This is a genomic window from Streptomyces sp. NPDC050422, assembly GCF_044458665.1.
Lineage (GTDB): Bacteria > Actinomycetota > Actinomycetes > Streptomycetales > Streptomycetaceae > Streptomyces.
On the sequence record NZ_JBITIE010000018.1, the window covers coordinates 158,723 to 185,469 of the forward strand.

The following is a 26,747-nucleotide window of genomic DNA, read 5'->3' on the forward strand; positions in this document are numbered from 1 at the left end:
CGGGCCGGCCGGTCATGCGGTACGGGGCGCGAGCCCCGGCGCGATAGGCTCGGGGGACGGTGACCGGCCGCCGCGACGGCCTCGCCGCACAGCAGGAAACAAGACAGACAGACGACAAGCCAGAGAGCGGTGCACTGTGTCCGGTGGTGAGGTGGCCGGGATCCTGGTGGCCGTCTTCTGGGCGATCCTGGTTTCGTTCCTCGCCGTCGTGCTGGTGAGGCTCGCCCAGACGCTCAGGGCGACCACGAAACTCGTGGCGGACGTGACCGAACAGGCCGTCCCGCTGCTCGCCGACGCCTCCGCGACCGTACGCTCCGCGCAGACCCAGCTGGACAAGGTCGACGCGATCGCGACGGACGTCCAGGAAGTCACCTCCAACGCCTCGGCGCTCACCTCCACCGTGGCTTCCACCTTCGGCGGCCCGCTGGTCAAGGTCGCGGCGTTCGGTTACGGGGTCCGGCAGGCCATCGGCCGCAAGGCGAGCCCCGAACCGGAAGCGCGCACCCGGCGCTCGGTGATCGTCGGGCGGACCGTGCCCTCCGCGCGTGCCAAGAAGCGCAACGCCAGAAACTCCCGCGGATCGAAGGACTGACGCAGCGATGTTCCGCCGTACGTTCTGGTTCACCGCCGGCGCAGCCGCCGGTGTGTGGGCCACCGCCAAGGTCAACCGGAAGATCAAGCAGCTGACCCCCGAAAGCCTCGCGGCGCAGGCCGCCGACAAGGCGGTCGTGGCCGGTCACAAGCTCAAGGACTTCGCCCTGGACGTCCGCGAGGGCATGGTCAGACGCGAGGCCGAACTGGGCGAGGCGCTCGGACTCGAAGCGCCCGTCGATCCCGATCTCCCCGTGCGGCGCCACTTCGCCGTCGAAGCGGCCGAGCCCGAGGCGCCCCGCAGTCTTCCCCGCACGTCACGCACCTACAACTCGTACAACCGGAATGAGGACCACTGATGGAGTCGGCAGAAATTCGTCGCCGCTGGCTGAGCTTCTACGAGGAGCGCGGTCACACCGTCGTCCCTTCGGCGTCGCTCATCGCGGACGACCCGACTCTGCTGCTGGTCCCGGCCGGCATGGTGCCCTTCAAGCCGTACTTCCTCGGCGAGGTCAAGCCGCCCGCCCCGCGCGTGACCAGCGTGCAGAAGTGCGTCCGTACGCCGGACATCGAAGAGGTCGGCAAGACCACCCGGCACGGCACGTTCTTCCAGATGTGCGGGAACTTCTCCTTCGGTGACTACTTCAAGGAAGGCGCCATCGAGTACGCCTGGGAGCTGCTCACCGGCTCCCTGGCCGACGGCGGCTTCGCTCTCGACCCCGAGCGTCTGTGGATCACGGTCTACCTCGACGACGACGAGGCCGAGCAGATCTGGCGCGACAAGATCGGTGTGCCCGCCGAGCGCATCCAGCGCCTCGGCAAGAAGGACAACTTCTGGTCCATGGGCGTCCCCGGCCCCTGCGGCCCCTGTTCCGAGATCAACTACGACCGCGGCCCCGAGTTCGGCGTCGAGGGCGGCCCGGCCGTCAACGACGAGCGGTACGTGGAGATCTGGAACCTGGTCTTCATGCAGTACGAGCGCGGCGCCGGCGACGGCAAGGACGACTTCCCGATCCTCGGCGACCTGCCGTCCAAGAACATCGACACCGGCCTCGGCCTCGAACGCCTCGCGATGATCCTGCAGGGCGTGCAGAACATGTACGAGACCGACACCCTGCGCGTCGTCATGGACAAGGCCACCGAGCTCACCGGTGTGCGCTACGGCGCCGCCCAGGGTACCGACGTCTCGCTCCGCGTGGTCGCCGACCACATCCGCACCTCCGTCATGCTCATCGGCGACGGTGTTACCCCCGGCAACGAGGGCCGCGGCTACGTGCTGCGCCGCATCATGCGCCGGGCCATCCGCAACATGCGGCTGATGGGCGCCACCGGTTCCGTCGTCAACGAGCTGGTCGGCGTCGTGATCGAGACGATGGGGCTGCAGTACCCCGAGCTGATCACCGACCGCAAGCGCATCGAGACCGTCGCCCTTGCCGAGGAAGCCGCCTTCCTCAAGGCGCTCAAGGGCGGCACCAACATCCTGGAGACCGCCGTCACCGAGACCAAGGCCGCCGGCGGCCGGGTCATCGCCGGCGACAAGGCGTTCCTGCTCCATGACACCTGGGGCTTCCCGATCGACCTCACCCTGGAGATGGCCGCCGAACAGGGCCTCTCCGTGGACGAGGACGGATTCCGCCGCCTCATGCAGGAGCAGCGGGACAAGGCCAAGGCCGACGCGAGGGCCAAGAAGACCGGTCACGCGGACCTGTCCGCCTATCGCGAGGTCGCCGACAACTCCGGCATCACCGAGTTCACCGGATACACCGCCACCGAGGGCGAGTCGACCGTCGTCGGTCTCCTCGTCGACGGCGTCTCCTCGCCCGCGGCCTCCGAGGGCGACGAGGTCGAGGTCGTCCTGGACCGCACCCCGTTCTACGCCGAGGGCGGCGGCCAGCTCGCCGACCAGGGCCGGATCCGGCTCGACAACGGCGCCGTCATCCAGGTGCGCGACGTCCAGCAGCCGGTCCCCGGCGTCTCCGTCCACAAGGGCTCGGTCCAGGTCGGCGAGGTGACGGTCGGCGCCTCCGCACTCGCCACCATCGACAACACCCGCCGCCGCGCGATCGCCCGCGCCCACAGCGCCACCCACCTCACGCACCAGGCGCTGCGTGACGCGCTCGGCCCGACGGCCGCCCAGGCCGGTTCGGAGAACTCCCCGGGCCGCTTCCGCTTCGACTTCGGCTCGCCCGCCGCCGTACCCGGCACGGTCCTCGTCGACGTCGAGCAGAAGATCAACGAGGTCCTCTCGCGGGAACTCGACGTCCAGGCCGAGGTCATGTCGATCGACGACGCCAAGAAGCAGGGCGCGATCGCCGAGTTCGGCGAGAAGTACGGCGAGCGGGTCCGGGTCGTCACCATCGGCGACTTCTCCAAGGAACTGTGTGGCGGCACGCACGTCCACAACACCGCCCAGCTCGGCCTGGTGAAGCTCCTCGGTGAGTCGTCCATCGGCTCCGGTGTGCGCCGGATCGAGGCCCTCGTCGGCGTCGACGCGTACAACTTCCTCGCCAAGGAGCACACGGTCGTCGCCCAGCTCCAGGAGCTGGTCAAGGGCCGCTCCGAGGAGCTCCCGGAGAAGATCGCCTCCATGCTCGGCAAGCTGAAGGACGCCGAGAAGGAGATCGAGAAGTTCCGCGCGGAGAAGGTCCTGGCGGCCGCCGCAGGTCTGGTCGACTCCGCCAAGGACGTACGGGGCGTCGCCCTGGTCACCGGCCAGGTGCCGGACGGCACCTCGGCCGACGACCTGCGCAAGCTCGTCCTCGACGTCCGCGGGCGCATCCAGGGCGGCCGGCCGGCCGTCGTGGCCCTGTTCACCACGGCCAACGGGCGCCCGCTGACCGTCATCGCCACCAACGAGGCCGCCCGCGAGCGCGGCCTCAAGGCCGGCGACCTGGTCCGTACCGCCGCCAAGACCCTCGGTGGCGGAGGCGGCGGCAAGCCGGACGTCGCCCAGGGCGGCGGCCAGAACCCGCACGCCATCGGCGACGCCGTCGCCGCAGTCGAACGCCTCGTCACCGAGACGGCGTGACGCCGGACATGACGCAGATGCGCCGCGGTCGCCGACTGGCGATCGACGTCGGGGACGCCCGGATCGGGGTCGCCTCGTGCGACCCCGACGGGATCCTCGCCACGCCGGTGGAGACCGTGCCGGGACGCGATGTCCCGGCTGCCCACCGGCGGCTCGGGCAGATCGTCGCGGAGTACGAGCCGATCGAGGTCATCGTCGGTCTGCCCCGGTCCCTGGGCGGCGGTGAAGGGCCGGCGGCGGCCAAGGTCCGTGCGTTCACCGACGTGCTCGCCCGTGCGGTTGCACCCATTCCGGTGCGGTTGGTGGACGAGAGGATGACCACAGTGACGGCCACTCAGGGGCTGCGCGCATCAGGCGTGAAGTCCAAAAAGGGCCGATCCGTCATCGATCAGGCTGCCGCTGTGGTGATCCTCCAGAACGCTCTGGAGTCCGAACGGGCTTCGGGCAATCCACCCGGCGAGGGCGTCGAAGTGGTTGTCTGATCGCGATACGGTAACGTTCCGCGCGATGCGGCGGTGTTCGAACAAACACCGCACAGCAAAGAGACGGGACCTCGTCTCGCGGCTCAAGGGGATCGATGACTGAGTATGGCCGGGGCCCCGGCTCCGAACCGTGGCATCCCGAGGACCCCTTGTTTGGGGACCAGGGATGGGGAGGCCAGCAGCCTGCCCACGGCCAGAGTCAGTACGGCGGCCAGCAGCAGGATCCGTACGCCCAGCAGCAGTCGCAGGACCCGTATGCCCAGCAGCAGGACCCCTATGCGCAGCAGCAGCAACAGGACCCGTACGCGCAGCAGCAGCACCAGCAGGATCCGTACGCGCAGCAGCAGCCGCAGTATCAGCAGCAGCCCCCGTACGGCACGCAGCAGGACCCGTACGGCCAGCAGCAGCCCTCGTACACCCAGCAGCAGGACCCGCACGCCCAGCAGCAGCCCTCATACGCCCAGCAGCAGGACCCGCACGCCCAGCAGCCTCCCTACAACGGCGGCTGGGACACCGGTCAGCAGCCAGCCGCGATGCCGTACGAGGGCCAGGCCGCCGCTCCGTACGGCTACGGCGAGACGAACGACTACTACGGCACCCCTGAGGCTTACCCGCCGCCGCAGCCTCCGGGCCGCCGTGAGGCGGCACCCGCACAGGCTCCCGCGCAGAACCCGGACTGGGACCCCGAGGTCCAGCCGGAGGAGACCCACCCGTTCTTCACGGGCGCGGACGACGGCGAAGCCAAGGACGACGACTACGACGAGGACTCGCGTGACTCCCGCCGCGGGAACGGCGACGGCGAGCGCCGCGGCAAGGGCAAGAAGAAGAAGGGGCGCAGCGGCTGCGCCTGCCTGGTCGTCTCCCTCGTCCTGGCCGGCGGCCTCGGCGGAGTGGGCTACGTGGGCTACTCGTTCTACAAGGACAAGTTCGGCTCGGCCCCCGACTACGCGGGCAGCGGCTCGGGGTCCGTCGAGGTGGAGATCCCGAAGGGCTCGTACGGGTACGACATCGGCAACATCCTGAAGAAGGCCGGCGTCGTCAAGAGCGTCGACGCGTTCGTCTCCGCGCAGAACGAGAACCCCAAGGGGAAGTCGATCCAGGCCGGGGTCTATCTCCTCCACTCGGAGATGTCGGCGTCCGAGGCCGTGAAGATGATGGTCGACCCGAAGAGTCAGAACCTGCTGGTGATTCCCGAGGGAACCCGCAATGTGGGTGTCTACGCGATGGTCGATAAGAAGCTGGGTCTCAAGAAGGGCACGACCCAGGGCATTGCCAAGTCCAAGAAGTCTGATCTGGGCCTGCCCGATTGGGTCGGCAAGAACGAGGACATCAAGGATCCGCTGGAAGGATTCCTCTACCCGGCGGCGTACCCGGTGACGAAGGAAACCAAGCCCGAGGCAATTCTCAAGAAGATGGTCTCCAGGTCAAACGAGGAATACAAGGACCTCGACCTCGAAGCGGCCGCCAAGAAGTACAAGCTGGACGGTCCGTGGCAGGTCCTTACTGTGGCCAGCCTGGTCCAGGCGGAGGGCCTCACGCACGAAGACTTCCGCAAGATGGCCGAAGTCGTCTACAACCGCCTGAAGCCTGACAATGTGGCCACAAACCGCAAGCTCGAATTCGACTCGGCGTTCAATTACCTCAAGAACCAGAGCGAGATCAAGATCAGGTCGAACGAGATCCGGACCAATCCGGATCCCTACAACACCTACTACCACGCCGGTCTTCCGCCCGGGCCCATCGGTAACCCCGGGGACGAAGCCCTGCGCGCGACGATCAGTCCCACTGCCAGCGGGTGGATGTTCTTCATTTCGCTCGACGGCAAGAAGACTCAGTTCACCAAGACGGTCGCAGAGCACGAGAAGCTCAACGAGAAGTTCAAGGAAATGCATGACCTCAACTGACGGGCGCCACCGGGCAGCCGTCCTCGGCTCGCCCATCGCCCACTCGCTCTCCCCGGTCCTGCACCGGGCCGCGTACGCGGAGCTGGGCCTCGACGACTGGTCGTACGACCGGTTCGAGATCGACGAGCAGGCACTGTCCGGATTCGTCGGGGGGCTGGACTCCTCCTGGGCCGGGCTCTCCCTCACCATGCCGCTGAAGAGGGCGATCATCCCCCTGCTGGACTCCGTCAGCGAGACCGCGGCCTCCGTCGAGGCCGTGAACACGGTCGTCCTCACCGATGACGGCCGACGCACCGGCGACAACACGGATATCCCCGGCATGATCGCCGCCCTGCGCGAGCGCGGCGTCGAGAAGACCGAATCCGCCGCCGTACTCGGCGCCGGAGCCACCGCCTCGTCCGCGCTCGCCGCGCTCTCGCAGATCTGTACGGGACCGGTGACGGCCTACGTCCGCAGCCGCGAGCGCGGTGACGAGATGCGCGGCTGGGGCGAGCGGCTCGGGGTCGATGTGCACATCGCGGACTGGGCCGAGGCCGAGCAGGCACTGCACGCCCCGCTGATTATCGCGACGACACCGGCCGGAGCGACGGACGGGCTGACGGACGCCGTACCGGAGCACCCCGGCACGCTCTTCGACGTGCTGTACGAGCCCTGGCCCACCGGACTCGCCTCCGCCTGGGCGAGCCGTGGCGGTGCAGTCGTCGGAGGTCTTGACCTGCTGGTGCACCAGGCCGTCCTTCAGGTCGAGCAGATGACGGGCCGCTCGCCCGCGCCGCTGGTCGCCATGCGCCACGCCGGCGAACAGGCTCTGGCCGCCCGCTGAGGGCACTCCCGGCCCGCCGTCCGTCCGTCTGCTGGACCGGCGGCGGGGCGGATGGTCTGGGCTGAAGTTGCACTCGTTGCGCGTAAGTGAGGGGGCCAACGGATCGTTCCGTTGGCCCCCTCACCCACGTGCAACGACGGACGGGGTTGCTAGCCACACCAGCCCAGCGGACTGGTGTACACGTCGTTATAGCGGGTGTTAGCACTCCACCAGTTGGTCGTGCCCCAGTACTGGACGCACTTGCCGCTGGCTTTTACCCGCACCGGTCCGGCGTAGGAGGAGTAGTTACCGGTGTCCTTCACCCAGGAACCGTCCTGTGTGCGGATGCCTGCGCCCACGTACAGGCCGGAGCGGTCGCCCACCAGGACTGTCACGGCGCAGTTGTAGCCGGTAGAGGCGTTGTAGAGGAGGTATGCGACCGCCTGCGGGCCGGAGCCTTCGAAGTACACGCCGACTCCGTGGGAGGACTGCACGTAGTAACCCGATCCGCATACGGAGGCCGGGTTGCTGGTCGCGGCCTGCGCGGCCGGGGTGAAGGTGAGGCTGAGCCCCAGCACCGCACAGAGTGTTACGAGAACGCGTATCAAGGATCGCATGATGCTTGGATTCACCAGTTCTCAGACGGCATGTGCTCGGTCAAGCTGGACGGTAAAGATCATGTGAAGGTCACGCAAGGTGGTTTTCAGACGCTGTCGGCGGTCTGTGACCGGTTCCGACGGCGGTCCGCAACGTGGACGCCGGGCAGGAGTGGCCGACGAGCGTGGGAGGATCGGGGGCGGCGGGCCAGGGCCGCGCACCCGGTCGCGCCGTTGCAGTTACAGGCGCGAGCATGAGGAGCACCGTTGAGCAGGTTGCGCTGGCTGACCGCCGGAGAGTCGCACGGCCCCGCACTGGTGGCGACGCTGGAGGGTCTTCCCGCCGGTATCCCCGTCACCACGGAGATGGTGGCGGACGCGCTCGCCAGGCGACGGCTCGGATACGGGCGCGGCGCCCGGATGAAGTTCGAGAAGGACGAGGTCACTTTTCTCGGCGGGGTGCGGCACGGCCTGACCATGGGCTCGCCCGTCGCCGTGATGGTGGGCAACACCGAGTGGCCCAAGTGGGAGCAGGTCATGTCGGCCGACCCGGTCGACCCCGACGTGCTGGCCGCCCAGGCCCGTAACGCCCCGCTGACCCGTCCCCGGCCCGGCCACGCCGACCTCGCCGGTATGCAGAAGTACGGGTTCGACGAGGCCCGGCCGATCCTGGAGCGCGCCAGCGCCCGGGAGACCGCGGCCCGTGTCGCCCTCGGCGCCGTCGCCCGGTCGTACCTCAAGGAGACGGCCGGCATCGAGATCGTCAGCCATGTCGTCGAGCTGGCCGCCGCGAAGGCGCCGTACGGGGTCTACCCCGTTCCCGCCGACGTCGAGAAGCTCGACGCCGACCCGGTGCGCTGCCTCGATGCCGACGCGAGCAAGCAGATGGTCGCCGAGATCGACCAGGCCCACAAGGACGGCGACACGCTCGGCGGCGTCGTCGAGGTGCTGGCGTACGGAGTGCCGGTCGGCCTCGGTTCGCACGTGCACTGGGACCGCAGGCTCGACGCCCGCCTCGCCGCAGCCCTCATGGGCATCCAGGCCATCAAGGGCGTCGAGGTCGGTGACGGCTTCGACCTCGCCCGGGTGCCCGGATCGCAGGCGCACGACGAGATTCTGGTGACCGAGGACGGCATCAAGCGCGCCTCCGGCCGCGCGGGTGGCACCGAGGGCGGTCTGACCACCGGTGAGCTGCTGCGCGTCCGAGCCGCGATGAAGCCGATCGCGACGGTGCCGCGCGCACTGGCCACGGTCGATGTGGTGACCGGTGAACCCGCCAAGGCACACCACCAGCGCTCCGATGTCTGTGCCGTTCCGGCGGCAGGCATCGTCGCCGAGGCGATGGTCGCGCTGGTCCTCGCCGACGCGGTCGCGGAGAAGTTCGGCGGCGACAGCGTCGCCGAGACCCACCGCAACGTCCAGTCGTACCTCGACCACCTCCAGATCCGATGAGCGGCCCGCTGATCGTCCTGGTCGGGCCGATGGGCGTCGGCAAGTCCACGGTCGGCGAGCTGCTCGCCGCCCGGCTGGGCACCGGCTACCGGGACACCGACGCCGATGTCGTGGCCACGGCCGGCAAGCCCATCTCCGAGATCTTCTACGACGAGGGCGAGGATCATTTCCGCGAGCTGGAGCGGCGGGCTGTCCGGGCCGCGGTCGCCGAGCACGGGGGAGTTCTCTCGCTCGGCGGCGGAGCCGTCCTCGACGAGGCGACGCGCGCCCTGCTCGCCGATCACGCCGTGGTCTACCTCTCGATGGACGTCGACGAGGCCGTCAAGCGCGTCGGGCTCAACACCGCTCGCCCGCTGCTCGCCGTGAACCCGCGCCGGCAGTGGCGCGAGCTCATGGAGGCCCGCCGCCACCTCTACACGGAGGTGGCCCGCGCGGTCGTCGCGACCGACGAACGCACACCGGAAGAGGTCGCCCAGGCGGTCCTCGACGCACTGGAGCTGCCGGACGCACCGTCCGGCCGGGAGAACACAACGATGACCGAGCAGGCCCCCACCCGCATCCAGATCGCCGGCAGCGCGGGCACCGACCCGTACGAGGTGCTGATCGGCCGGCAACTCCTCGCGGAGCTGCCCTCGCTCATCGGCGAGCGCGCCCAGCGCGTCGCGGTCCTGCACCCGGAGGCGCTCGCCGAGACCGGCGAGGCCGTCCGCCAGGACCTCGCAGACCAGGGCTACGAGGCCATCGCGATCCAGCTGCCGAACGCCGAGGAGGCCAAGACCGTCGAGGTCGCCGCCTACTGCTGGAAGGCGCTCGGCCAGACCGGTTTCACCCGCAGCGACGTCATCGTCGGCATCGGCGGTGGCGCCACCACGGACGTCGCCGGCTTCGTCGCCGCCTCCTGGCTGCGCGGGGTGCGCTGGATCGCCGTCCCCACGACCGTGCTCGGCATGGTCGACGCGGCCGTCGGCGGCAAGACCGGCATCAACACCGCCGAGGGCAAGAACCTCGTCGGCGCCTTCCACCCGCCGGCCGGGGTGCTCTGCGACCTGGCCGCGCTGGACTCGCTGCCGGTCAACGACTACGTCTCCGGCATGGCGGAGATCATCAAGGCCGGCTTCATCGCCGACCCGGTGATCCTCGACCTCGTCGAGGCGGACCCGCAGGGCGCGCGCACACCCGCCGGACCGCACACCTCGGAGCTCATCGAGCGGGCCATCCGGGTCAAGGCCGAGGTCGTCTCCAGCGACCTCAAGGAGTCCGGACTCCGCGAGATCCTCAACTACGGGCACACGCTGGCCCACGCGATCGAGAAGAACGAGCGCTACAAGTGGCGCCACGGCGCCGCCGTCTCCATCGGCATGGTCTTCGCCGCCGAACTGGGCCGCCTCGCCGGACGCCTGGACGACGCCACCGCCGACCGGCACCGCACCGTCCTGGAGTCGGTCGGGCTGCCGCTCACCTACCGCGGCGACCAGTGGCCCAAGCTGCTGGAGAACATGAAGGTCGACAAGAAGTCCCGCGGCAACCTGCTGCGCTTCATCGTCCTGGACGGTCTCGGCAAGCCCACCGTCCTGGAGGGTCCCGACCCGGCCGTCCTGCTCGCCGCCTACGGGGAGGTCTCGGCGTGACCCGCCGGGTCTTCGTCCTCAACGGGCCCAACCTCGGCCGGCTCGGCTCCCGGGAACCCGATGTCTACGGGGCGACTTCGTACGCCGGACTCGTCGACACCTGCCGCACCCTCGGCAAGGAGCTCGGCTTCGACGTCGACGTGCGGGAGACCAACGACGAGGGGGAGCTGATCCGCTGGCTCCACGAGGCCGCGGACGGTTCAATTCCGGTCGTTCTGAACCCGGGAGCCTTCACGCACTACTCGTACGGGATGCGGGACGCGGCCGCCCAGCGCACCGCTCCGCTGATCGAGGTCCACATCTCGAACCCGTACGCGCGCGAGGAATTCCGCCACAACTCCGTGGTCGCACCGGTCGCCACCGGGACCGTGGCCGGATTCGGCATCGGCTCCTACCGGCTCGCCCTGCGCGCGCTCGCGGACGAGCTGACCGACTGACGCACCGCCGCACGCACCGGAAAGCCGACTGGCCGACGGGGCACTGTGGACCCTCCCCGGCCGTTCCCTCCGTAGCGGCCGGGGAAGGTACGGTTGCCGTTCCACCAGCGCCAGTTGCCTGTACGAGACGGAGTGCCACCGGATGCAGCACGCAGTGGGGGCCCCGCTGCCGCCGCCCCAGGGACCCGGGAACGGGCCCGTCGGCTGGTCGCACCAGGCCCAGCACCCCGGTCACCCGGGCCCACCGGTCCCCGGGCCCGCCGGCCCGCCCGTCCCGCCTCAGGCCGGTCACCCGGGTCCACCGCCCCCGGCACCTCCCGCGCCGCAGGGCCAGGGCTGGACGGGGCCGGCGCCGCACCAGGCCCCCGCCCCGGTCTCCCGGGAGACCACCGGGCACATCCAGCTGCCGCCGGGCGGGCCCGTACCGCTGCCCGCACCGCCCGCCGGGCCCGGCACGGGCAACGCGACCCTCGCCGTGCTCCTGATCGGCCCGGCAGGCGCCGGGAAGACCACGGTGGCCAAGCTCTGGGCGGCCCGCCGCCGAGTCCCCACCGCCCACGTCAGCCTCGACGACGTCCGCGAGTGGGTCTGCTCCGGCTTCGCCGACCCGCAGGCGGGGTGGAACGACCAGTCGGAGGCCCAGTACCGCCTGGCCCGCCGTACCTGCGGCTTCGCGGCCCGCAACTTCCTGGCCAACGGCATCTCCTGCATCCTCGACGACGCCGTCTTCCCGGACCGGCCCGTGGTCGGCCTCGGCGGCTGGAAGCGCCACGTCGGCCCCGGCCTGCTGCCCGTCGTCCTGCTGCCGGGCCTGGAGATCGTCCTGGAGCGCAACGCCGCCCGCAGCGGCAACCGCCGTCTCTCCGACGAGGAGGTCGCCCGGATCCACGGCCGGATGGCCGGCTGGTACGGCTCCGGCCTGCCGATCATCGACAACTCCACGTACGACGTGGAGACCACCGCCCGCGTCCTGGACGACATACTCGCCCGCTCCCTCGCCAGCCCCCCGGCCTGGTGAGCCGCCGGCCGGCGGGGCCGCCCGCCGGCTGAGGGCCGGGGGACGACCGCCCGGTCGGGTGCGCTGGCCGGGCGGGCCCGCGCCCGCGCTCGTACGCTCGACGCATGTCAGAGGTGTACGCCGTCCGCCGCGGGCTGCTCCGCGACCGGTGCGCCGCCGTCGGATCCGCGGCCGCTCTGGTCTCCCGCCCCGCCAATGTCCGCTACCTGGCGGGCGGAGCGCCCCCGGGCGCCGTGCTGCTGCTCGGCCCCGACGAGGACGTCCTGCTCTGCCCGCGCCCCCCGACCGGTGATCCGGCCGACGGGCGCACCGACGAACAGCTCCGGGTGGACCTCCTGCCGGTGTCCGGCGGTGATCCCGTGGTCGCCGCCGCGGATCTGGCCACCGCGGGCGGGGCGGAGTCCCTGGCCGTCGAGGAACACGACCTGACCGTCGCCCGGCACCGGGCCATGGCCTCGGTCGCCCCGAAGCTCCGGCTGGCCGATCTCGGAGCCAACGTCGAGCAGCTGCGCATCGTCAAGGACGAGGAGGAGATCGGCTGTCTGCGGATCGCCGCCGAGATCACCGACCATGCGCTGGGCGAACTCCTCGAATCGATTCTGGTCGGCCGTACGGAGCGGCATCTCGCCCTCGAACTGGAACGCCGGCTGGTGGACCACGGTGCCGACGGCCCCGCCTTCGCGACGTCCGTCGCCACCGGCCCCAACTCGGGCCGGGGGCGTCACCGCCCCTCGGACCGACGGGTCGAGGAAGGAGATTTTCTCTCCGTCTGCCTCGGCGCCAACTACCGCGGCTACCGGTGCGAGATCGGCCGCACCTTCGTCATCGGGACGGCGCCGGCCGAGTGGCAGATCGAGCTCTACGACCTGGTTTTCGCCGCTCAGCGGGCCGGACGTGAGGCGCTGGTGCCCGGCGCCGCCTACCGTGATGTGGACCGTGCGGCCCGTCATGTCCTGGAGTCCGCGGGCCATGGTGAGGGCCTCGCACCCCGGACCGGGCACGGGGTGGGGCTCGAAATCGACGAGGACCCGCAGCTGGCACCTGCAGCCATGGGTAAACTGGACGCTTGTGTGCCGGTCACCGTCGAACCGGGGGTCCACCTCCCGGGCCGGGGCGGAGTCCGGATCGATGACACGCTCGTCGTGCGCCCCGAGGCGGACGGCGGACCCGAGCTACTCACCATTACGACCAAGGAGCTGCTCGCGCTCTAGCGCGCATCCTCGGTCGTTCCACCAGCTTCAGTCCAGGAGATTCCGCAACCGTGGCTTCCACGAACGACCTCAAGAACGGCCTGGTGCTCAAGCTCGACGGAGGCCAGCTCTGGTCCGTCGTCGAGTTCCAGCACGTCAAGCCCGGCAAGGGCCCGGCCTTCGTGCGCACCAAGCTCAAGAACGTGCTCTCCGGCAAGGTCGTCGACAAGACGTTCAACGCCGGCGTGAAGGTCGAAACGGCCACCATTGACCGGCGCGACATGCAGTTCTCGTACATGGACGGCGAGTACTTCGTCTTCATGGACATGAACACCTACGACCAGCTGATGGTCGACCGCAAGGCCGTTGGCAAGGCTGCCAACTACCTGATCGAGGGCTTCACCGCCTCCGTCGCCCAGCACGAGGGCGAGGTGCTCTACGTCGAGCTGCCTGCCGCGGTCGAGCTGACCATCCAGCACACGGACCCGGGCGTCCAGGGCGACCGGTCCACCGGTGGCACCAAGCCCGCCACGCTGGAGACCGGCTACGAGATCGGTGTCCCCCTCTTCATCACCACCGGTGAGAAGATCAAGGTCGACACCCGCACGGGCGATTACCTCGGCCGGGTGAACGGCTAACCGTGGCTGCCCGGAATACGGCCCGCAAGCGAGCCTTCCAGATCCTCTTCGAGGCCGACCAGCGCGGTGAGTCCGTGCAGACGGTCCTCGCGGACTGGGTCCGGCACTCGCGGTCCGACACCCGTCAGCCGCCGGTCACCGAGTACACGATGGAGCTCGTCGAGGGGTACGCACAGTACGCGGACCGCATCGACGACCTCATCGTCACCTACGCCGTGGACTGGGAGATCGACCGCATGCCGGTCGTCGACCGGAACATCCTGCGGCTCGGTGCGTACGAGCTGATCTGGGTGGACGCGACGCCGGACGCGGTGGTGATCGACGAAGCGGTGCAGATCGCCAAGGAGTTCTCCACCGACGAATCCCCGTCCTTCGTGAACGGCCTGCTGGCCCGTTTCAAGGACCTCAAGCCGAACCTTCGCCGGGAGCAGTAACCCCGGCGGTGTTCTGCCGCCGAAGGGCCCACGGTCGGACGACCGTGGGCCCTTCGGCATGCTCGGGCCGTCTGCGAGGACGGCCCGGAAAACGGAAACGCCGGGTCCGGCGGGGCGCCCGGAAAGGGCCCCGCCGACCCGGCGGTACGTTTCTGCTGGGGTGGTCAGCCCTCGTCGTGAGCGACCGCGCGGCGCGCGTCGGCGTCCAGGACGCCCCAGCTGATCAGCTGCTCCGTGAGCACGGACGGCGACTGGTCGTAGATCACGGCCAGCGTGCGCAGGTCGTCCTGGCGGATCGACAGCACCTTGCCGTTGTAGTCGCCGCGCTGGCTCTGGATCGTCGCCGCGTAGCGCTGCAGGGGCCCGGCCTTCTCCGGCGGGACGTGGGCGAGGCGCTCGAGCTGGAGAACGAGCTTCGGCGGCGGCTCGGCAGCCCCGCCGGGCGTCGTGCCGGGCAGGAGCTCCTGCACCGGAACGCCGTAGAAGTCGGCCAGCTCGGCAAGGCGCTGCACGGTCACGGCACGGTCACCGCGCTCGTACGAGCCGACCACGACGGCCTTCCAGCGGCCCTGGGACTTCTCCTCCACGCCGTGGAGGGAGAGGCCCTGCTGGGTGCGGATGGCGCGGAGCTTGGCCCCGAGCTGTTTTGCGTATTCGCTGGACATAAGGCTCCCCGGACGCTGGAACATTGTGCGGCTCCGCCGCGTGGCTGGTAACTCACTGTGAGGTTACGCAGCGTTACTTGGGTGCGTCAAGCTGAATGGTCCGGACCGGTACCTCCCGGGGGTGGGGGCAAGGGGCCTGCTCAGGCCCTGGTAACGTGGATGACGCAATTTCGACGTCCTTTAAGATCCGTCCAGAGAGGCGGAGAAGGAGGTCCGTTTCTTATGGACGCACAGCACGACGCCACCGGCAATGCGGCACGCCCCGTTCTCGAGGCTCCCGACATCGCCCGAGTACTGACCCGCATCGCCCACGAGATCGTCGAACGCGCCAAGGGCGCCGACGATGTGGTGCTTCTCGGCATCCCGACCCGGGGCGTCTTCCTCGCCCGCCGGCTCGCCGACAAGCTCGAAGAGATCACCGGCCGCAAGATGCCGGTCGGATCGCTCGACATCACCATGTACCGCGACGACCTGCGGATGCGCCCCGCACGCGCCCTGGCCCGCACCGAGATCCCCGGCGAGGGCATCGAGGGCCGCCTGGTCGTCCTCGTCGACGACGTCCTCTTCTCCGGCCGCACGATCCGCGCCGCACTCGACGCGCTCGGCGACATCGGCCGGCCCCGCGCGGTGCAGCTCGCGGTCCTCGTCGACCGCGGACACCGCGAACTCCCGATCCGTGCCGACTACGTCGGCAAGAACCTCCCCACGTCGCTGCGGGAGACGGTCAAGGTCCAGCTCGCCGAGGAGGACGGCCGCGACGCCGTGCTGCTCGGGGTCGAGCAGGCCGCCCCGGCGGTCGAGCGCTAGCTGTCCTCCCGTACGGCCCACCCGCCGTACGACGGCTTCCGCACGCCCGCACGCCTGAATCCTCCAGCCACCCGGAGAACACCCAGATGAAGCGCCACCTCATCTCGGCCGCCGACCTCACCCGCGACGACGCCGTCCTGATCCTCGACACCGCCGAGGAGATGGCCCGGGTCGCGGACCGGCCGATCAAGAAGCTCCCGACCCTGCGCGGCCGAACCGTCGTCAACCTCTTCTTCGAGGACTCGACGCGTACCCGCATCTCCTTCGAGGCGGCCGCCAAGCGGCTGTCCGCCGACGTCATCAACTTCTCCGCCAAGGGCTCCTCGGTCTCCAAGGGTGAGTCGCTCAAGGACACCGCCCTCACCCTGGAGGCGATGGGCGCCGACGCCGTCGTCATCCGGCACGGCGCCTCCGGAGCCCCGTACCGCCTGGCCACCTCCGGCTGGATCGACGGCGCGGTCGTCAACGCCGGCGACGGCACGCACGAGCACCCCACCCAGGCCCTCCTCGACGCCTTCACCATGCGCCGCAGGCTGGTCGGGGCCGACACCGGACTCGGCAAGGACCTCGACGGCCGCCGGATCACGATCGTCGGCGACATCCTGCACAGCCGTGTCGCCCGCTCCAACGTCCACCTGCTGACCACCCTCGGCGCCCACGTCACCCTCGTGGCCCCGCCCACCCTGGTCCCCGTCGGCGTCGAGCAGTGGCCCTGCGACATCAGCTACAGCCTCGACGAGGTGCTGCCGAAGTCGGACGCTGTGATGATGCTTCGTGTGCAGCGTGAGCGGATGAACGCCGCCTACTTCCCGACCGAGCGCGAGTACTCACGCCGCTACGGCCTGAACGGCGAGCGGATGGCGAAGATGCCCGAGCACGCCATCGTCATGCACCCCGGCCCGATGGTCCGCGGCATGGAGATCACCGCCGAGGTCGCCGACTCCGACCGGTGCACGGTCGTCGAGCAGGTCGCCAACGGCGTCTCGATCCGCATGGCCGTGCTCTACCTGCTGCTCGGCGGCTCCGAGCCCGCCGCCCCCACCGCCACCGCCGCCCGTACCGAGGAGAACAAGTAACCATGAGCAAGATCCTTATCCGCGGCGCGAAGGTCCTCGGCGGCGAGCCCCAGGACGTCCTCATCGACGGCGAGAGCATCGCGGCGGTCGGCACCGGGCTCGACGCCGGCGACGCCACCGTGATCGAGGCGGCGGGCCAGATCCTGCTGCCCGGTCTGGTCGACCTCCACACCCACCTGCGCGAGCCCGGCCGCGAGGACTCCGAGACCGTCCTGACCGGCACCAAGGCCGCCGCGGTCGGCGGCTTCACCGCCGTGCACGCCATGGCCAACACCTTCCCGGTCGCCGACACCGCAGGAGTCGTCGAGCAGGTCTGGCGGCTCGGCAAGGAGTCCGGCTACTGCGACGTGCAGCCCATCGGCGCCGTCACCGTCGGCCTGGAGGGCAAGCAGCTCGCCGAACTCGGCGCCATGCACGATTCGGCCGCCGGAGTGAAGGTCTTCTCCGACGACGGCAAGTGCGTCGACGACGCGGTGATCATGCGCCGCGCCCTGGAGTACGTGAAGGCGTTCGACGGGGTCGTCGCCCAGCACGCCCAGGAGCCCCGCCTCACCGAGGGCGCCCAGATGAACGAGGGCATCGTCTCGGCCGAGCTCGGCCTCGGCGGCTGGCCCGCCGTCGCCGAGGAGTCGATCATCGCCCGTGACGTGCTGCTCGCGGCCCACGTCGACTCCCGGGTGCACATCTGCCACCTGTCGACCGCCGGCTCCGTCGAGATCGTCCGCTGGGCCAAGTCCAAGGGCTGGAACGTCACGGCCGAGGTCACCCCGCACCACCTGCTCCTCACCGACGAGCTCGTACGGTCCTACAACCCGGTCTACAAGGTGAACCCGCCGCTGCGCACCGAGGCCGACGTCATGGCCCTGCGTGAGGCCCTCGCCGACGGCACCATCGACTGCGTCGCCACCGACCACGCCCCGCACCCGCACGAGGACAAGGACTGCGAGTGGGCCGCGGCCGCCATGGGCATGGTGGGCCTGGAGACAGCGCTCTCCGTCGTCCAGCAGACGATGGTGGAGACCGGTCTGATCGACTGGGCCGTCGTCGCCGACCGGATGTCGTTCCGCCCCGCCGCCATCGGCCGCCTCGACGGACACGGCCGGCCCGTCTCGGAGGGCGAGCCCGCCAACCTCACCCTGGTCGATCCGGCATACCGTGGAGTCGTGGACCCCGCGGGCTTCGCCTCCCGCAGCCGCAACACCCCCTACGAGGGGCGCGAGCTGCCGGGCCGAGTGACCCACACCTTCCTGCGGGGCCGTGCCACGGTCGTCGACGGGAAACTCGCGTGACATCACTCAGCCCCACCCACCAGCTGTACCGACTGGCCGCCGAGCAGAAGTCGGCGGAGGTCACCGACTGGTCCGCCCGCATCAGCTGGGTGATCGGACTGGCCGTCCTCATCGCCCTCGTCTACTGGCTGATGCGCCAGGGATGGAAGTGGCGCGGCAGCCTCCAGTCGGATCTCCCCGACCTCGCGACCACCCCGGTCGGCTTCCCGGACGGCGAGAAGCTGCTCACGCTGACCGGGCGCTACCACGCCTCGACGACGGCCGGGCAGTGGCTCGACCGCATCGTCGCCCACGGCCTCGGCACCCGCAGCCGCGTCGAGCTCGCCCTCACCGAGCAGGGCCTCGATGTCGTACGGCCCGGCGCGACGGACTTCTTCGTCCCCGCCGCGGACCTGCGCGAAGCCAGGACCGACAAGGCCCTCGCGGGCAAGGTCCTGCCCGAGGGCGGCCTGCTGGTCATTACCTGGGCGCTCGGCGACCAGCTGATCGACTCCGGCTTCCGCTCCGACCACTCGGCCGAACACGCCGCCTGGGTCGAAGCCGTCAACCACCTCACCAGCACTACGGAAGGCACCGCACGATGACGATCTCCACCCGGGGAGCAGCCAAAGCTCCCGCCGTACTCGTCCTGGAGGACGGCCGCGCCTTCCGCGGCCGCGCCTACGGGGCTGTGGGGGAGACCTTCGGTGAGGCCGTGTTCTCCACCGGTATGACCGGCTACCAGGAAACGCTGACCGACCCCTCGTACCACCGCCAGGTCGTCGTGATGACCGCCCCGCACGTCGGGAACACCGGGGTGAACGACGAGGACCCCGAGTCGAAGCGGATCTGGGTTGCCGGCTACGTCGTGCGCGACCCCGCGCGGGTGCCCTCCAACTGGCGTTCCCGCCGCTCCCTGGACGAGGAGCTCGCGAGCCAGGGCGTCGTCGGCATCAGCGGCATCGACACCCGCGCCCTCACCCGCCACCTGCGCGAGCGCGGCGCGATGCGCGTCGGCATCTTCTCCGGCAACGCGATCGCCGACGAGGGCACGCTGCTCGCCCGGGTGCGCCAGGCCCCCGAGATGAACGGCGCCGACCTCTCCGCCGAGGTCGCCACCAAGGAGACGTACGTCGTCCCCGCGATCGGCCCCGGCGGCGAAGCCCTGCCCATCGGGAGCGCGAAGTTCACCGTCGCCGCGATCGACCTCGGCATCAAGGGCATGACCCCGCACCGGATGGCCGAGCGCGGCATCGAGGTGCACGTCCTGCCCGCCACCGCCACCCTGGAGGAGGTGTACGCGGTGCAGCCCGACGGCGTCTTCTTCTCCAACGGCCCCGGCGACCCGTCCACCGCCGACCACCCCGTCTCCGTCATGCAGGGCGTCCTGGAGCGGCAGACCCCGCTCTTCGGCATCTGCTTCGGCAACCAGATCCTGGGCCGCGCACTCGGCTTCGGCACGTACAAGCTGAAGTACGGCCACCGCGGCATCAACCAGCCCGTGCAGGACCGCTCGACCGGCAAGGTCGAGGTCACCGCGCACAACCACGGCTTCGCCGTCGACGCCCCGCTCGACAAGGTCTCCGACACCGCCTACGGGCGCGCCGAGGTCTCCCACGTCTGCCTGAACGACCAGGTCGTCGAGGGCCTCCAGCTCCTCGACCGGCCGGCCTTCAGCGTCCAGTACCACCCCGAAGCAGCTGCCGGCCCGCACGACGCCGCGTACCTCTTCGACCGCTTCGTTTCCCTGATGGAGGGCCAGCGTGCCTAAGCGCTCCGATATCCAGTCCGTCCTGGTCATCGGCTCCGGTCCGATCGTCATCGGCCAGGCCGCCGAGTTCGACTACTCCGGCACCCAGGCGTGCCGCGTCCTCAAGGCCGAGGGCCTGCGCGTCATCCTGGTGAACTCCAACCCGGCGACGATCATGACCGACCCGGAGATCGCCGACGCCACGTACGTCGAGCCGATCACGCCCGAGTTCGTCGAGAAGATCATCGCCAAGGAGCGCCCCGACGCGCTGCTCCCGACCCTGGGTGGCCAGACCGCCCTCAACACCGCGATCTCGATGCACGAGAACGGTGTCCTGGAGAAGTACGGCGTCGAGCTCATCGGCGCCAACGTCGAGGCCATCAACAAGGGCGAGGACCGCGAGCTCTTCAAGGGTGTCGTCGAGGCCGTCAAGGCCAAGATCGGCTACGGCGAGTCCGCCCGGTCCGTCATCTGCCACACCATGGACGACATCATCAAGGGCGTCGACACCCTCGGCGGCTACCCCGTCGTCGTCCGCCCCTCCTTCACCATGGGCGGCGCCGGCTCCGGCTTCGCCCACGACGAGGAGGAGCTGCGCCGCATCGCGGGACAGGGCCTCACGCTCTCCCCGACCACCGAGGTGCTCCTGGAGGAGTCCATCCTCGGCTGGAAGGAGTACGAGCTGGAGCTGATGCGCGACAAGAACGACAACGTCGTGGTCGTCTGCTCCATCGAGAACTTCGACCCGATGGGCGTCCACACGGGTGACTCGATCACCGTCGCCCCGTCGATGACCCTCACCGACCGCGAGTACCAGCGGCTCCGTGACATCGGCATCGCGATCATCCGCGAGGTCGGCGTCGACACCGGCGGCTGCAACATCCAGTTCGCCATCGACCCGGTCGACGGCCGCGTCATCGTGATCGAGATGAACCCCCGCGTCTCCCGCTCCTCGGCGCTCGCCTCCAAGGCGACCGGCTTCCCGATCGCCAAGATCGCCGCCAAGCTGGCCGTCGGCTACACGCTGGACGAGATCCCGAACGACATCACCGAGAAGACGCCGGCCTCCTTCGAGCCGACCCTCGACTACGTCGTGGTCAAGGCCCCGCGCTTTGCCTTCGAGAAGTTCCCCTCCGCCGACTCCACCCTCACCACCACCATGAAGTCGGTGGGCGAGGCCATGGCGATCGGCCGGAACTTCACCGAGGCGCTGCAGAAGGCGCTGCGCTCGCTGGAGAAGAAGGGTTCGCAGTTCGCCTTCACCGGCGAGCCCGGCGACAAGGCGGAGCTGCTGGCCGAGGCCGTCCGTCCCACCGACGGCCGGATCAACACCGTCATGCAGGCGATCCGGGCCGGCGCCACCCAGGAGGAGGTCTTCGACGCCACGAAGATCGACCCCTGGTTCGTCGACCAGCTCTTCCTGATCAAGGAGATCGCCGACGAGCTGGCCGCCGCCGACAAGCTCGTGCCCGAGCTGCTGGCCGACGCCAAGCGGCACGGCTTCTCGGACGTCCAGATCGCCGAGATCCGCGGCCTGCGCGAGGACGTCGTCCGCGAGGTGCGGCACGCGCTCGGCATCCGCCCGGTCTACAAGACGGTCGACACCTGTGCAGCCGAGTTCGCCGCGAACACGCCGTACTTCTACTCCTCCTACGACGAGGAGAGCGAGGTCGCGTCCCGCACCAAGCCCGCGGTGATCATCCTCGGCTCCGGCCCCAACCGCATCGGCCAGGGCATCGAGTTCGACTACTCCTGCGTGCACGCCTCCTTCGCCCTGAGCGACGCGGGCTACGAGACCGTGATGGTCAACTGCAACCCGGAGACGGTCTCCACGGACTACGACACCTCCGACCGCCTGTACTTCGAGCCGCTGACGCTCGAGGACGTGCTGGAGATCGTGCACGCGGAGTCCCTCGCGGGCCCGATCGCCGGTGTCATCGTCCAGCTCGGCGGCCAGACCCCGCTGGGCCTGGCGCAGGCGCTCAAGGACAACGGTGTGCCCATCGTGGGTACGCCCCCGGAGGCGATCCACGCCGCCGAGGACCGCGGCGCCTTCGGCCGCGTGCTCGCCGAGGCCGGCCTGCCCGCCCCGAAGCACGGCACCGCCACCACCTTCGCCGAGGCCAAGGCCATCGCGGACGAGATCGGCTACCCCGTCCTCGTCCGTCCGTCCTACGTCCTCGGCGGCCGCGGCATGGAGATCGTGTACGACGAGACCCGGCTCTCCTCGTACATCGCCGAGTCCACCGAGATCAGCCCCACCCGGCCGGTCCTGGTCGACCGCTTCCTCGACGACGCCATCGAGATCGACGTCGACGCGCTCTACGACGGCACCGAGCTCTACCTCGGCGGCGTCATGGAGCACATCGAGGAGGCCGGTATCCACTCCGGGGACTCCGCCTGCGCCCTGCCCCCGATCACCCTCGGCGGCTACGACATCAAGCGGCTGCGGGCGTCCACCGAGTCCATCGCCAAGGGCGTCGGCGTCCGCGGACTGATCAACATCCAGTTCGCGCTCTCCGGCGACATCCTCTACGTCCTCGAAGCCAACCCGCGCGCCTCCCGCACCGTCCCCTTCACCTCGAAGGCGACCGCGGTGCCGCTCGCGAAGGCCGCCGCCCGCATCTCGCTGGGCGCGACCGTCGCGGAGCTGCGCGCGGAGGGCCTGCTGCCCAAGCACGGCGACGGCGGCACCCTGCCGCTCGACGCGCCGATCTCCGTCAAGGAGGCCGTCATGCCGTGGTCGCGCTTCCGCGACGTCCACGGGCGTGGCGTCGACACGGTGCTGGGCCCGGAGATGCGTTCCACCGGTGAGGTCATGGGCATCGACTCCGTCTTCGGCACGGCGTACGCCAAGTCGCAGGCGGGCGCCTACGGCCCGCTGCCCACCAAGGGCCGCGCCTTCATCTCGGTCGCCAACCGCGACAAGCGGACGATGATCTTCCCCGCCCGCGAGCTGGTCGCCCACGGCTTCGAGCTGATGGCCACCTCCGGCACCGCCGAGGTGCTCAAGCGCAACGGGATCAACGCGACCGTCGTGCGCAAGCAGTCCGAGGGCGAAGGCCCGAACGGCGAGAAGACGATCGTCCAGCTCATCCACGACGGCGAGGTCGACCTCATCGTCAACACGCCGTACGGGACCGGCGGCCGGCTCGACGGCTACGAGATCCGCACCGCTGCCGTCGCCCGGTCCGTGCCGTGCCTGACCACGGTCCAGGCGCTCGCCGCGGCCGTCCAGGGCATCGACGCACTCAACCACGGAGACGTCGGCGTACGTTCCCTCCAGGAACACGCGGAGCATCTGACCGCAGCTCGCGACTAGCAGCCCAGAGGGGGACACCGGAAACGGTGTCCCCCTCTTCGCGAGACCACCGACGCTTCGCGAGAACACCGAGGACACCCGATGTACAAACTCTTCTTCCAGCTGGTCTTCAAGCGCATGGACCCGGAGCGCGCCCACTACGCCGCCTTCCGCTGGATCCGCCTGGCCGCCCGCGTCCCCGTCCTGCGCACCTTCGTCGCCGCCGCGCTCGCCCCCCGCCACAAGGAGCTGCGCACCGAGGCCCTCGGCCTGCGGATGCACGGCCCCTTCGGCCTCGCCGCGGGCTTCGACAAGAACGCCGTCGCGATCGACGGCATGGCGATGCTCGGCTTCGACCACGTCGAGATCGGCACCGTCACCGGCGAGCCGCAGCCCGGCAACCCCAAGAAGCGGCTCTTCCGCCTCGTCGCCGACCGTGCGCTCATCAACCGCATGGGCTTCAACAATGAGGGCTCCGCCGCCGTCGCCGCGCGTCTGGCCGCCCGCAACCCGGTCTTCCGGACCACCGTCGGCGTCAACATCGGCAAGACCAAGGTCGTCCCCGAGGCCGACGCCACCGCCGACTACGTGAAGTCCACCGAGCGCCTCGCCGCGCACGCCGACTACCTCGTCGTCAACGTCTCCTCGCCCAACACCCCCGGCCTGCGCAACCTCCAGGCCACCGAGTCGCTGCGCCCGCTGCTGACCGCCGTGCGCGAGGCGGCCGACCGGACCGTCACCGCCCGCCGGGTGCCGCTCCTGGTCAAGATCGCCCCCGACCTCGCGGACGAGGACGTCGACGCCGTCGCCGACCTCGCCGTCGAACTGGGTCTGGACGGCATCATCGCCACCAACACCACCATCGCCCGCGAGGGCCTCGGGCTGAAGTCACCGGCCACTCTGGTCAAGGAGACCGGCGGACTGTCCGGCGCGCCCCTCAAGGAGCGCTCCCTGGAGGTCCTGGGCCGCCTGTACGCGCGCGTGGGGACCCGGATCACCCTGGTGGGCGTCGGCGGCATCGAGAACGCCGAGGACGCCTGGCAGCGCATCCTCGCCGGCGCCACGCTCGTCCAGGGCTACAGCGCCTTCATCTACGAGGGCCCGTTCTACGCCCGCGCGATCCACAAGGGCCTGGCCGCGCGCCTGGCCGCCTCCCCGTACGCCACCCTCGCCGACGCGGTCGGCGCGGAAACCCGGAAGGCCGCGAAATGACCCAGGAACCCTTCGGCGCACGTCTGCGCCACGCCATGGACACCCGTGGACCGCTCTGCGTCGGCATCGACCCGCACGCCTCCCTGCTGAGCTCCTGGGGGCTCGGCGACGACGTCGCGGGCCTGGAGCGCTTCACCCGTACGGTCGTCGAGGCGCTGGCCGACCGGGTGGCCGTGCTCAAGCCGCAGTCCGCGTTCTTCGAGCGGTTCGGCTCGCGCGGCGTCGCCGTACTGGAGAAGGCCGTCGAGGAGGCCAGGGCGGCCGGCGCGCTGGTCCTGATGGACGCCAAGCGCGGCGACATCGGCTCCACGATGGACGCCTACGCCGCCACCTACCTGGACAAGGACTCGCCGCTCTACTCCGACGCGGTCACGGTCTCGCCGTACCTCGGCTTCGGCTCGCTGCGGCCGGCGCTCGACGCGGCCGCCATCTCCGGCTCGGGCGTCTTCGTGCTGGCCCTCACCTCGAACCCGGAGGGCGCCGAGGTGCAGCGCGCCACCGCGGCCGACGGCCGTTCGCTGGCCCAGGTGATGCTCGACCACATGGCCGCCGAGAACGAGGGGGCAACCCCGCTCGGCTCGGTCGGCGCGGTCGTCGGTGCGACGCTCGGGGACGCGGGGGTGAACCTCGCGATCAACGGCCCGCTGCTCGCGCCCGGCATCGGTGCCCAGGGCGCCACGCCCGCGGATCTGCCGGGCGTCTTCGGTGACGCGGTCGGCAACGTGGTGCCCAGCGTGAGCCGGGGCGTGCTGCGCCACGGTCCGGACGCGTCAGGGCTGCGCGAAGCCGCCGAGAGGTTCGCGGACGAGGTCCGCGCGGCCGTCTCGGACGGCTGACACTGTCACGTAACAGCCTGTTGACGGAATCCTGACCAAAAATCTCGGTACTTATGCCAGGAATGTCCTGGTCGGCTAAGGCTGACCAGGACTTTTCGTCTGTTCTCGCTGACTCCGGCGGTCCTGGCCGCTAGTCTCCGTCGAGAGCCAACGAGCACAGGTTGTTCGCGGCTCACCAGGTGAGGGACGATCCCGTTGCCTCACCGGTCCGTATCCGACAGATCGACATCCGAGGTGACGTAGGCGTGGCTCTTCCGCCCCTTACCCCTGAACAGCGCGCAGCCGCGCTCGAAAAGGCCGCCGCGGCTCGCCGGGAGCGGGCCGAGGTCAAGAATCGACTCAAGCACTCCGGCGCCTCCCTCCACGAGGTCATCAAGTCGGGCCAGGAGAACGACGTCATCGGCAAGATGAAGGTCTCCGCCCTGCTGGAGTCCCTGCCCGGCGTGGGCAAGGTCCGCGCCAAGCAGATCATGGAGCGGCTCGGCATCTCCGAGAGCCGCCGGGTCCGGGGTCTTGGCTCCAACCAGATCGCATCCCTGGAGCGTGAGTTCGGCGGCAGTCCCGCCTGACGGTCTCAGGCACTCCTGAGAACCGGGATAATCGCCCCATGGTTGCAACATCCCGGGGGACGTCCCCCGTACCCCCGGACGTACGTCCGCGGCTGACCGTGCTCTCCGGCCCCTCGGGGGTCGGCAAGAGCACGGTCGTCGCGCATATGCGCAAGGTCCACCCCGAGGTATGGCTCTCGGTGTCGGCGACGACCCGTAAGCCCCGCCCCGGCGAACGCAACGGCGTCCACTACTTCTTCGTGGACAACGAGGAGTTCGACAAGCTCATCGCCAACGGCGAGCTGCTGGAGTGGGCCGAGTTCGCCGGTAACCGCTACGGCACGCCGCGGCGTGCCGTGCAGGAGCGGCTGGAGGCCGGTGAGCCGGTGCTGCTGGAGATCGACCTCCAGGGCGCCCGGCTGGTCCGGCAGTCCATGGCGGACGCCCAGCTGGTCTTCCTCGCGCCGCCGAGCTGGGACGAACTGGTGCGCCGGCTCACCGGCCGGGGCACCGAGGCGCCCGACGTGATCGAGCGCCGTCTCGGCGCGGCGAAGGTCGAACTGGCCGCCGAATCCGAGTTCGATACGACGCTCGTCAACACCTCCGTCGAGGACGTGGCACGTGAGCTGCTAGAATTGATGCTGGAGGCTTCCGGCCACCGTGCCGGCGGCGAATGAGCATCATGAACGCACCGACGCGGGGGCACCGGCCACAAAGCCCCTGATCGTCAAAGATTTCTTTGATCTTCACCCCCTTCGGAAGGCAGAGAGTGTCCTCTTCCATCACCACGCCCGAGGGCATCATCAACCCGCCGATTGATGAGCTCCTCGAAGCAACCGACTCGAAGTACAGCCTCGTGATCTACGCCGCCAAGCGCGCGCGCCAGATCAACGCGTACTACTCGCAGCTCGGTGAGGGACTCCTCGAGTACGTCGGTCCGCTCGTCGACACCCACGTCCACGAGAAGCCGCTCTCGATCGCGCTCCGCGAGATCAACGCGGGCCTGCTCACCTCCGAGGCCATCGAGGGCCCCGCGCAGTAAGCAGGAAAAACGCACCTTCACCACAGGCCCGGCGGTCACGAC

At 70.0% G+C, this 26,747-nt stretch carries 26 protein-coding genes; 24 read left to right on the forward strand and 2 right to left on the reverse strand.

Going from position 1 to position 26,747, the window contains the following annotated elements:
- Nucleotides 1–151 precede the first annotated feature (151 nt).
- From ACIBJG_RS27745 to ACIBJG_RS27770, 6 genes are all read left to right on the forward strand, one after another.
- Nucleotides 152–592 carry a DUF948 domain-containing protein gene (locus tag ACIBJG_RS27745; protein WP_399311498.1) on the forward strand — a complete coding sequence of 147 codons (441 nt, stop codon included), beginning with the start codon at nucleotides 152–154 and terminating at the stop codon, nucleotides 590–592.
- Between the two features lie 7 nt (nucleotides 593–599).
- The gene (locus ACIBJG_RS27750) at nucleotides 600–950 is read left to right on the forward strand and encodes a DUF6167 family protein (RefSeq protein ID WP_399311415.1); all 351 of its coding nucleotides are present in this window, start codon (nucleotides 600–602) and stop codon (nucleotides 948–950) included.
- The gene (gene alaS, locus ACIBJG_RS27755) at nucleotides 950–3,619 is read left to right on the forward strand and encodes an alanine--tRNA ligase (protein ID WP_399311417.1); all 2,670 of its coding nucleotides are present in this window, start codon (nucleotides 950–952) and stop codon (nucleotides 3,617–3,619) included. The genes ACIBJG_RS27750 and alaS overlap by 1 nt, the downstream gene beginning before the upstream one ends.
- A gap of 8 nt (nucleotides 3,620–3,627) precedes the next feature.
- Nucleotides 3,628–4,101: a Holliday junction resolvase RuvX gene (gene ruvX, locus ACIBJG_RS27760; protein ID WP_399311499.1), complete on the forward strand. Its 474-nt coding sequence runs from the start codon at nucleotides 3,628–3,630 to the stop codon at nucleotides 4,099–4,101.
- A gap of 95 nt (nucleotides 4,102–4,196) precedes the next feature.
- A complete protein-coding gene (mltG, locus tag ACIBJG_RS27765; protein WP_399311419.1) occupies nucleotides 4,197–6,005 on the forward strand; it encodes an endolytic transglycosylase MltG in 1,809 nt (602 codons plus the stop codon).
- Nucleotides 5,992–6,828 carry a shikimate dehydrogenase gene (locus ACIBJG_RS27770; RefSeq protein ID WP_399311421.1) on the forward strand — a complete coding sequence of 279 codons (837 nt, stop codon included), beginning with the start codon at nucleotides 5,992–5,994 and terminating at the stop codon, nucleotides 6,826–6,828. The genes mltG and ACIBJG_RS27770 overlap by 14 nt, the downstream gene beginning before the upstream one ends.
- A gap of 149 nt (nucleotides 6,829–6,977) precedes the next feature.
- On the opposite strand, the gene ACIBJG_RS27775 is transcribed toward ACIBJG_RS27770, so the two are convergent.
- Entirely contained in the window at nucleotides 6,978–7,385 is a 408-nt protein-coding gene (locus ACIBJG_RS27775) for an acetyltransferase (RefSeq protein ID WP_399311422.1), read from the reverse strand.
- A 285-nt stretch (nucleotides 7,386–7,670) separates the two neighbouring features.
- Between ACIBJG_RS27775 and aroC the strand changes: the two genes are divergently transcribed.
- From aroC to nusB, 7 genes are all read left to right on the forward strand, one after another.
- Nucleotides 7,671–8,855 carry a chorismate synthase gene (aroC, locus tag ACIBJG_RS27780; RefSeq protein ID WP_399311424.1) on the forward strand — a complete coding sequence of 395 codons (1,185 nt, stop codon included), beginning with the start codon at nucleotides 7,671–7,673 and terminating at the stop codon, nucleotides 8,853–8,855.
- Nucleotides 8,852–10,483 carry a 3-dehydroquinate synthase gene (aroB, locus tag ACIBJG_RS27785; RefSeq protein ID WP_399311426.1) on the forward strand — a complete coding sequence of 544 codons (1,632 nt, stop codon included), beginning with the start codon at nucleotides 8,852–8,854 and terminating at the stop codon, nucleotides 10,481–10,483. The genes aroC and aroB overlap by 4 nt, the downstream gene beginning before the upstream one ends.
- Nucleotides 10,480–10,920 (forward strand): type II 3-dehydroquinate dehydratase, encoded by a 441-nt coding sequence (gene aroQ / locus ACIBJG_RS27790; protein ID WP_326735100.1) that lies wholly within the window; start codon nucleotides 10,480–10,482, stop codon nucleotides 10,918–10,920. Before aroB ends, aroQ begins: the two co-directional genes overlap by 4 nt.
- 142 nt (nucleotides 10,921–11,062) lie before the next feature.
- Nucleotides 11,063–11,938: a Pro-rich N-terminal domain-containing protein gene (locus ACIBJG_RS27795; RefSeq protein WP_399311428.1), complete on the forward strand. Its 876-nt coding sequence runs from the start codon at nucleotides 11,063–11,065 to the stop codon at nucleotides 11,936–11,938.
- Between the two features lie 104 nt (nucleotides 11,939–12,042).
- Nucleotides 12,043–13,149 (forward strand): aminopeptidase P family protein, encoded by a 1,107-nt coding sequence (locus ACIBJG_RS27800; protein WP_399311429.1) that lies wholly within the window; start codon nucleotides 12,043–12,045, stop codon nucleotides 13,147–13,149.
- A gap of 50 nt (nucleotides 13,150–13,199) precedes the next feature.
- Nucleotides 13,200–13,766, forward strand: coding sequence for an elongation factor P (gene efp, locus ACIBJG_RS27805; RefSeq protein WP_399311431.1), 567 nt, complete (start codon nucleotides 13,200–13,202; stop codon nucleotides 13,764–13,766).
- A gap of 2 nt (nucleotides 13,767–13,768) precedes the next feature.
- Nucleotides 13,769–14,200, forward strand: a complete 432-nt coding sequence (gene nusB, locus ACIBJG_RS27810; protein WP_136318263.1) for a transcription antitermination factor NusB — start codon at nucleotides 13,769–13,771, stop codon at nucleotides 14,198–14,200.
- Nucleotides 14,201–14,364: 164 nt separating this feature from the next.
- Here the strand turns inward: nusB and bldD are convergent, their stop codons facing one another.
- Nucleotides 14,365–14,865, reverse strand: a complete 501-nt coding sequence (gene bldD, locus ACIBJG_RS27815; RefSeq protein ID WP_018103903.1) for a transcriptional regulator BldD — start codon at nucleotides 14,863–14,865, stop codon at nucleotides 14,365–14,367.
- A 222-nt stretch (nucleotides 14,866–15,087) separates the two neighbouring features.
- Between bldD and pyrR the strand changes: the two genes are divergently transcribed.
- The 11 genes from pyrR to rpoZ all read left to right on the forward strand — a co-directional run bounded on the left by pyrR (nucleotide 15,088) and on the right by rpoZ (nucleotide 26,705).
- Nucleotides 15,088–15,672: a bifunctional pyr operon transcriptional regulator/uracil phosphoribosyltransferase PyrR gene (gene pyrR / locus ACIBJG_RS27820; protein WP_148016313.1), complete on the forward strand. Its 585-nt coding sequence runs from the start codon at nucleotides 15,088–15,090 to the stop codon at nucleotides 15,670–15,672.
- An 86-nt stretch (nucleotides 15,673–15,758) separates the two neighbouring features.
- A complete protein-coding gene (locus tag ACIBJG_RS27825; RefSeq protein WP_399311432.1) occupies nucleotides 15,759–16,748 on the forward strand; it encodes an aspartate carbamoyltransferase catalytic subunit in 990 nt (329 codons plus the stop codon).
- A gap of 2 nt (nucleotides 16,749–16,750) precedes the next feature.
- Nucleotides 16,751–18,037 (forward strand): dihydroorotase, encoded by a 1,287-nt coding sequence (locus tag ACIBJG_RS27830; RefSeq protein ID WP_399311434.1) that lies wholly within the window; start codon nucleotides 16,751–16,753, stop codon nucleotides 18,035–18,037.
- The gene (locus tag ACIBJG_RS27835) at nucleotides 18,034–18,621 is read left to right on the forward strand and encodes a hypothetical protein (protein ID WP_399311436.1); all 588 of its coding nucleotides are present in this window, start codon (nucleotides 18,034–18,036) and stop codon (nucleotides 18,619–18,621) included. Before ACIBJG_RS27830 ends, ACIBJG_RS27835 begins: the two co-directional genes overlap by 4 nt.
- Nucleotides 18,618–19,787 (forward strand): glutamine-hydrolyzing carbamoyl-phosphate synthase small subunit, encoded by a 1,170-nt coding sequence (carA, locus tag ACIBJG_RS27840; protein ID WP_399311438.1) that lies wholly within the window; start codon nucleotides 18,618–18,620, stop codon nucleotides 19,785–19,787. Before ACIBJG_RS27835 ends, carA begins: the two co-directional genes overlap by 4 nt.
- Nucleotides 19,780–23,088 carry a carbamoyl-phosphate synthase large subunit gene (carB, locus tag ACIBJG_RS27845; RefSeq protein WP_399311440.1) on the forward strand — a complete coding sequence of 1,103 codons (3,309 nt, stop codon included), beginning with the start codon at nucleotides 19,780–19,782 and terminating at the stop codon, nucleotides 23,086–23,088. Before carA ends, carB begins: the two co-directional genes overlap by 8 nt.
- An 81-nt stretch (nucleotides 23,089–23,169) precedes the next feature.
- Nucleotides 23,170–24,279, forward strand: a complete 1,110-nt coding sequence (locus ACIBJG_RS27850) for a quinone-dependent dihydroorotate dehydrogenase (protein ID WP_399311442.1) — start codon at nucleotides 23,170–23,172, stop codon at nucleotides 24,277–24,279.
- A complete protein-coding gene (pyrF, locus tag ACIBJG_RS27855) occupies nucleotides 24,276–25,115 on the forward strand; it encodes an orotidine-5'-phosphate decarboxylase (protein WP_399311444.1) in 840 nt (279 codons plus the stop codon). The genes ACIBJG_RS27850 and pyrF overlap by 4 nt, the downstream gene beginning before the upstream one ends.
- A 245-nt stretch (nucleotides 25,116–25,360) precedes the next feature.
- Nucleotides 25,361–25,684 (forward strand): integration host factor, encoded by a 324-nt coding sequence (locus ACIBJG_RS27860; protein ID WP_024490957.1) that lies wholly within the window; start codon nucleotides 25,361–25,363, stop codon nucleotides 25,682–25,684.
- 38 nt (nucleotides 25,685–25,722) lie between these two features.
- On the forward strand, nucleotides 25,723–26,340 hold the full coding sequence (gene gmk / locus ACIBJG_RS27865; RefSeq protein ID WP_399311446.1) for a guanylate kinase: 618 nt from the start codon (nucleotides 25,723–25,725) through the stop codon (nucleotides 26,338–26,340).
- 92 nt (nucleotides 26,341–26,432) lie between these two features.
- Complete coding sequence (rpoZ, locus tag ACIBJG_RS27870) at nucleotides 26,433–26,705, forward strand: DNA-directed RNA polymerase subunit omega (protein WP_003970369.1); 273 nt, start codon at nucleotides 26,433–26,435, stop codon at nucleotides 26,703–26,705.
- Nucleotides 26,706–26,747: the final 42 nt, after the last annotated feature.